A 6,904-nucleotide genomic window follows, 5' to 3' on the forward strand; every position below is an offset into this window, starting at 1 on the left:
GGGGATCGTCGACGGTGTCGTGGGATTCTCGCAGCTGCCCGCGCACTGGTTCCTGGTCGAGTTTGGACTGTTCGCGGTCGCCGAGGTGGTCAAGCGGGGATACACGATGCGCGCCGAGTCGGAACGGCCGGGCGCGTGCCATCCGGTTCAGCACCCTGAGCGCCCTGTGCCAGCAGCTTCAGTGCCAACCAGGTGACCTGTTGACCGTACGCATCACCCCGACGGCGAGACACCCCTCAACTGTGAAGCGGACAAAAGGCACACCCGACCGCTCCGCCGCCGGACCACTCGACCGCACGCGCTGAGTTCGTACGGGAGCGGGGCGGCCGCGCGCGAGGGCAGGTGGGCCGGGCCGTGCTACGCCTGGCGGGTCGAGCCGTCAGCGGGACAGTCCCGGTCGCGTCGACAGGCGTACGTCGCCGATTTCGACGGTCCAGAGCAGGTCGGTGAGGTGCTCGAGTGCCCTGGCCAGATGTCGGCGGTACGTGCTCAGGGGCAGGTCGAGGACCTCGGCGGCGGCTTCCTGGGTGGGGGCGGGGCGCAGGTACGTGCGATGCAGGACGGCGCGGAGTTGGTCGCCTCTGGGTTCGTTTGCCAGGCACGCGACGGCGTCTTCGATGGTCGCCCGGAGCTGGTCGGCGTTCGGCCCGCTGGTTGTGGCGGCCAGCTTCGAACCGAGAAGTGGGTTGGTGGCGAGTTGGTCGGGGCGGTTCAGCGTCTGCAGCGCCGTCTTGACCGCGGCGGCGAAGCGGGCGCGGTTCAGTGGTGGCGGGCGGACCAGAGCGGCTGGCGGCGGTCCGGTGGCGCCGGAGCGGCCGCGTTCGTGCATCAGATCGAACCACGCGTCGACCGGGAAGCGGCGCCAGTCGATGCCGTACGCGACGTGCCGCAGGCCGCCGATGTCGACCTCGACCAGTCGGGCGAAGGCGAGGTAGTCGAAGAACGGCCCCCAGTACTCGACGTCGATGGTGACGGCGAACGACCAGGCCAGCGGGCGGGTCACCCACTCGATGGTGCTGGAGGCGCTGGTGGCCAGAACGGCGTACAGGTCGCGCTGGTGATCGCGGGCGCCGCCGGCGAAGCGCACGATGTCGATGAGCTCCCCCGGGCGGGTCGGTCCTTCCCGCATGACGTGGTCGAGGATGGCGCGCACGATCGGATCACGGTCTTCCATCGCCCCGCCGCCGGGACAGAACAGGTGGTGGGCGAACCCGGCGACGCCGTCACCGGTGCGCACCACGCTGAGGTGGTCGGGCTGTTCGCCGAGCCAGCCGCGGGCGAGCTCGGCGCTGGCCGGTCCCTCGAACTGTTCGATAAGTGAGCACACGCGCTCGCGTTCGTCCGGGCGGGCCGGTACGACGGTGGCGGTGCCCTGCGCCCGCAGGGCTGAGATCGCGGTGGTGAACGGACTGGTTCGCATCAGGTAGACCAACTGTTGAGCGTGCAACGGCCGGTCCAGGCTGGGGCCGGCACGCAGGCCGGTCACCGCGCGTGTGTAGATGGTCCACCGCGTTGCGCGGTACCGCTCGGGTGCGCGGCGTTGGAACTCGGCGTCCAGCACGTCACGGGCGAGGTCGTGGGTGAACAGCCCCCGTGGGCCTGTGGTGATGAACGGTCGTCGGGTCAGCCACTGCCACACCGCCGGCGCGTCCGCGCCGATCAGCTGGGTGAGGAGGTCCTCGGTGGTCAGCCAGGCGATCGCGCAGGTGGTCAGGCCGGTCAGGTGCGCGTCGCTGGGGACGTCACGAAGGAACGACTCCAGCAGTGCCGAGATGAGGTCCGGTGCGTCGGCGAGGGTGTCGGGCACGTCGCCGGTCGCGGCGAGGTCGGCGAGCAGGGCCATGGTCAGCGGATGCCCCCGGCCGAGCGTGCGCAGCCGCTGCCGCAGCGGTGCGGCGACGCCGGCGTGGGCGAGCAGTTCCCCGCTCTCGGTCGGGTCGAACGGGTCGAGGCGGTGCACGGCCACCAGCTGCCGCCAGCCGATGTCGGTGCGCCAGGGCGGGGCGGGCGGATCGCGGCCGGCCAGCACCACGACGGACTCGGCGCGCAGCCCCGGGATCAGCTCGCCGCGCAGCCACCCGTCGATCGGGGCGAGCTCCTCGTAGCCGTCGATGAGCAGGACCGCGCCGGCCAACAGCTCCGCCGTCGGTTGCCGACCGTCGTGACAGTCGAGAGCCCGCCGGGCGGCCGCGTCGAGGCCCTCGGGCGACGGGTCGACATCGCGACCGTCGATCTGCACGACGCCGCGGCCGGCCGCCTGCGCCCGGACCCGGAACTCCTGCAGCAGGGTGGTCTTGCCGATGCCGCCTTGGCCGTGGACGAACAGCACCCGCCGCGGCGAGCGCCCGGCGACGGCGTCATCGAAGCTGGCCAGCTCGGTGTGGCGTCCCACGAAGTGTTGCCGTCGCGCGGTTTCCAACAGATCGCCGAGGTGCGTAGACATGCCGTCATCTCCAACCGGGTCGGTTCCACTGTCCGCCGCCGAGCGGCGTTTGAACAGCCATTGACGACGTTCTGACCTGGTGGGTGAGCGCCTACCCGGCCGATCCTCGGCGGGTCACCCCATCGACCGGAGGTTCTGATGATCGCACCAGTGGCGAGTGCCGTCGGTCGCGGCCCGACCGAGCTGGCCGCCTTCGATGCCGCGCCGGTGGGGGCCGGTGTCGCCGACCGGGATCTGATCTACCTCAGCTCGGTGCTGCCGCCGGCCAGCTCCGTCGAGCGGGTCGACCGGATCGGCCGCACGCCGGGCGGCTGGGATGACCGGTTGTACTGCGTGGTGGCACAGGCGCGGACCGCGGTGCCGGGTGCGCAGGCATGGGCGGGCGTCGGCTGGGTGCGGGACGCCTCCGGGACCTCGCTGGAGGCCGTCGGCCGCAATCGCGGCCTCAGCTTCCCGTCTATCGGGATCGAGGTGGCGGGCGTGCGCTGCGTCGACGACCCGGCCTGCGCGCCGGTGGTCGCGGTGTTCGAGTCCGCCGCCTGGATCTCGGCCGGCAGGCCGGCCGCGGCGACGGCGTGCGCATGAACGGACGGGTCGCCGGGTTGCGGAACTGGGCGGTCAGCCTCGCCGCCACCGCGGTATCGGCCTACGCGTTGGACGCCTGCGCGGCAGCCGCCGGAGTTTCCCTGGTCGCCTCCGGGCTGCTCGGAAGCCTCGATCAACCCTGGGCGACAGCGTTTCTGGTCGTGACCTACGGGGCCTGGGGGCTCGGCCTGCGGACCAACATGCGGGCGAACGGGCTGCTGCTGGCGGCGACGGGAATCAGCACCAACGCACTGTCCAAGGCGGCCTACGACGTGACCCGACGCCGAACCAGCAACCCGCGCGCGCCGCGGCTGGCGGCGGCCGTCGGGTACATCGGCACCGAGGTCGCCCTGGAGGTGCCGTACTACGCGGCTGCCTTCGGCGCCGCCGCCGTCACCGACGCGATCACCTCCACCGATGCGATCGTCTTCCTGGGCGGCGCGAATCTCGGCGCGGCCCTGTACGTCTTCGGCCTCGCCCGCCTCACCTCGGTGTTCCTCCGTCGCCGCCGCCGGTACGCCTCGTTCGACACCGACTGGGCACCGGCGGAATACCCCACCGGCTACTACCACACCGCCGAACCCCGCGTCACGACTGGCGACCGTTCGTCCGCCACACCCTGCAATGCGAGGGACTCAGCAACCCCACCGACGACGACGCCGTCACCCGGGAGGACCTGACCCGACGGAAGATGACCGAACTGGTCCGGGTCGACGGCCGGCACCCCGGCCCGCGCACTCGGACACCGACTTCGGGTGCCTGTGTCGTCGGTGACGGTCTTCGGCCGATGGCGCCGAGCGTGGACACGCATTGGCGACCATCTGACCTGGCAAGTGAGAGCCCGGGCGGACGATCCTGCGTGCATCGCTCCAACTGATCCGGAGGTTCACAGTGGCACAGATTCTTGTTCTCGGCGCTGGCATGTGTGGTTTGTCGGCCGCGCTGTTGCTCGCCCGCGACGGCCATACCGTGACGGTGCTGGAACGCGATCCGGCCGAGTCGACGCCGGCCGCGCAGGCGTGGCAGGCGTGGCAGCGGCCCGGGGTCAACCAGTTCCGGCTGTCGCACCTGATGCTGCCGCGGTGGCGCATCGAGATGGACCGCGAACTGCCGGAGGTGCTGCACGAGTTGGAAGCGGCCGGCGGGCTGCGGACGAACCTGCTGGGGATGCTGCCGCTGCCCCAGCGCGGCCTGTGGCGCGAGGGCGACGACCGGTTCGAGACCGTCACCGCGCGCCGACCCGTGCTGGAGGCCGCCCTGGCCGGCGTCGCCGCCGGAACGGCCGGTGTCACCATCCGGCGTGGCGTGACCGTCACCGGGCTGCTCACCGACCCGTCGATCGGCGGGTCGGTCCCGCGGGTCACCGGGGTGCTGGCCGAGGGAGGCCACACCCTGCGGGCCGATCTCGTGGTCGACTGCGGTGGCCGCCGATCAGCCCTCGCGTCGTGGCTGCGGGCCGTCGGTGCGCGTCGGCCGGCCGAAGAGCGCGCCGACTGCGGCTTCGTCTACTACGGCCGGCACTTCCGGAGCCGCACCGGGGCACTGCCGGAAGGGCGTACCAGCGTCCTGCAACGCCACGAGTCGATGACGGTCCTGACCCTGCCCGCAGACAACGGCACCTGGGGGGTCACGCTCGTCACCAGCAGCCGGGACCGGGCGATGCGGTCACTGCGCGACCCGGTCCGCTGGGACGCCGCCCTCGCCCTGTATCCCGACGTCGCACACTGGGGCGACGGGGAACCCATCACCGGCGTGGACGTGCTGGCCGGCATCGAGGACCGGCACCGGGATCTCGTCGTGGACGGCCACCCGGTCGCCACCGGCGTCGTCACGGTCGGCGACGCGTGGGCGTGCACCAACCCGTCCCTCGGCCGCGGCGCCACCATCGGCCTGCTGCACGCCATCGGGCTCCGCGACGTGCTGCGCGAGGCCGGCGCGGACGATCACGACAAGCTGGTGCGTCGGTTCCACGAGTGGACCGCCGCGGCCGTCGAGCCGCTGTACCGCGCCACGTTGTGGTACGACCGGCACCGGCTGGCCGAACTCGACGCCGACGCCGACGGCGTGCCCTACGAGACCGACGACCCGGGATGGGCGTTCAGCCTGGCCGCCTTCGCCGCCGGCCGCACCGCCCCCGACATCGCGCGTGCCTACCAGTCGCTGTTGTCGCTGCTGGCCACCACCGACGAGGTCCTCGCCGAACCCGGGCTGGCCGAGAAGATCATCACACTCGGCGGCCAGGCCCCCAACTACCCCCTCCCCGGCCCCCGACGGCCGGAACTGCTCGCCGCTCTCGGCGCCTGACCGCCGACAATCCACTGTGGAGACTGCTGTGCTGATCCAACTGGACGACATCCTCATCGACGTACACGACAGCGGCACCGGCCCACCGGTCGTGCTGCTGCACGGCTGGCCGGACACCAAAGCCGTGTGGCGGCACCAGGTCGCGGCGCTGCTCGCCGCGGGCTACCGGGTGATCACGCCCGACCTGCGGGGGTTCGGCGGCTCCGGCCGCCCCACCGCCGTCGACGCGTACACCGCCCCTACCATGGTCGGCGATCTGATCGGCCTGCTCGATCACCTGGCCATCGACCGGGCGCATCTGATCGGTCACGACTGGGGCGCCGCCATCGGCTGGCTCACCGCGGCCCTGGCCCCCGACCGGGTCGCCACCCTCACCGCCCTGTCGGTCGGCCACCCCGCCGCGTTGCGGACCGCCGGGTGGCGTCAGCGGGAACTGTCGTGGTACATGCTGCTGTTCCAGTTCCCCGGCGTCGCCGAGCAGTGGCTGCGCGCCGACAACTTCCGCAACCTGCGCGAATGGTCGTCGCACCCCGACATCGAAGCGGTCGCCGAACGCCTGGCCGACCCGGAGGCGCTGACCGCCAGTCTCAACCTCTACCGGGCCATCCTGCCCCCGAACTGGCTGATCGACCCGCCTCCGCCACTGCCACCGGTGCAGGCGCCGGTCATGGGCGCGTGGAGCAGCGACGACCGCGCCCTGACCGAGGAGGCGATGACCGCCTCGGCGCCGTATGTCGCCGGTCCCTGGCGATACGAACGCCTCGACCACGTCGGGCACTGGATGCAACTGGAGGCTCCCGAGGCGCTCAACACGTTGCTACTGGACTTCCTCGGCCAACACCGCGGCTCCACGGCGGCCCGGCCGGCGCATCCACGTAGCGCCGCACGCGGGCACACCCGCCCGTTCCAACAGTTGAGAGGATCGTGATGTCTCTGCTCCGCGATCAGGTCGTGTCGGCCACGATCGGCCGCATCTACCACGTGCAGGTTCCGGCCAACCCCTGCCAGGCGACCGTTCCGGCCATCATCGTGTTCCACGGTGGCGGCCAGGACGTCGCCACCATCGCGGCGCGGTGGGGTGTCGACCCGCCGAACCCGGTCCCCGTCCCGCTCGAGGACTACCTCCTCGTGTTCCCCGAGGCCGACCACCGCCTGAGCGGCGAGTGGGCGCACCTCACCGCCGGCGACAGCGGACTGCCCAGCTACGACCTGGACTTCGTGGCGGCCCTCGTCACCGAGATCACGACCCGGCCGTACCCCACCGGCTCAGCCGCCGTCACCGACGTCACCGCTGATCCCGACCTCGTCTACGCCGCCGGGTTCTCCAACGGGGGCGGCATGGTGTGGCAGCTGATGAACTCCGACCTCCTCACCCGCTTCCGCGGTTTCGCGGCGGTGGGCAAGGCTCTGGATCCCGAGAAGGCCGACGCCTACCGCAAACGGTTGGCCGACGTCGGCAGCCAGCCCGCCGCCGTACCGGTGATGTACGTGCACGGTACCGGCGATCGCGGCTACCGGCCGCCATCGACCGCGGAGGAGATGCCCCTGCATACCACGCTTCCGGCGTTCACC

At 71.9% G+C, this 6,904-nt stretch carries 7 protein-coding genes and 1 pseudogene; 7 read left to right on the plus strand and 1 reads right to left on the minus strand.

Annotated elements, in window-relative coordinates; all coding sequences use genetic code 11:
* Both VFO68_RS08875 and VFO68_RS08880 read left to right on the plus strand, forming a co-directional pair.
* The coding region (locus tag VFO68_RS08875) for a hypothetical protein (RefSeq protein WP_325157714.1) at nucleotides 1–196 on the plus strand (196 nt) is incomplete at its 5' end.
* Nucleotides 120–305, plus strand: a pseudogene (locus tag VFO68_RS08880) (helix-turn-helix domain-containing protein); the annotation flags it as partial. The gene VFO68_RS08875 and the pseudogene VFO68_RS08880, both read left to right, overlap by 77 nt.
* A 74-nt stretch (nucleotides 306–379) precedes the next feature.
* On the opposite strand, the gene VFO68_RS08885 reads toward VFO68_RS08880, so the two are convergent.
* Nucleotides 380–2,443 carry an AAA family ATPase gene (locus VFO68_RS08885; protein WP_325157708.1) on the minus strand — a complete coding sequence of 688 codons (2,064 nt, stop codon included), beginning with the start codon at nucleotides 2,441–2,443 and terminating at the stop codon, nucleotides 380–382.
* Between the two features lie 138 nt (nucleotides 2,444–2,581).
* Between VFO68_RS08885 and VFO68_RS08890 the strand changes: the two genes are divergently transcribed.
* The 5 genes from VFO68_RS08890 to VFO68_RS08910 all read left to right on the plus strand — a co-directional run.
* Nucleotides 2,582–3,028, plus strand: coding sequence for a pyruvoyl-dependent arginine decarboxylase (locus tag VFO68_RS08890; RefSeq protein ID WP_325157709.1), 447 nt, complete (start codon nucleotides 2,582–2,584; stop codon nucleotides 3,026–3,028).
* A complete protein-coding gene (locus tag VFO68_RS08895; protein WP_325157710.1) occupies nucleotides 3,025–3,708 on the plus strand; it encodes a hypothetical protein in 684 nt (227 codons plus the stop codon). Before VFO68_RS08890 ends, VFO68_RS08895 begins: the two co-directional genes overlap by 4 nt.
* A gap of 211 nt (nucleotides 3,709–3,919) precedes the next feature.
* Complete coding sequence (locus tag VFO68_RS08900) at nucleotides 3,920–5,332, plus strand: FAD-dependent oxidoreductase (RefSeq protein ID WP_325157711.1); 1,413 nt, start codon at nucleotides 3,920–3,922, stop codon at nucleotides 5,330–5,332.
* A gap of 28 nt (nucleotides 5,333–5,360) precedes the next feature.
* On the plus strand, nucleotides 5,361–6,260 hold the full coding sequence (locus tag VFO68_RS08905; RefSeq protein ID WP_325157712.1) for an alpha/beta fold hydrolase: 900 nt from the start codon (nucleotides 5,361–5,363) through the stop codon (nucleotides 6,258–6,260).
* Nucleotides 6,260–6,904: hypothetical protein (locus tag VFO68_RS08910; protein WP_325157713.1), on the plus strand; the 645-nt coding region annotated here is incomplete at its 3' end. The genes VFO68_RS08905 and VFO68_RS08910, both read left to right, overlap by 1 nt.

Source organism: Actinophytocola sp., from assembly GCF_035712165.1.
GTDB lineage: Bacteria > Actinomycetota > Actinomycetes > Mycobacteriales > Pseudonocardiaceae > DASYTH01.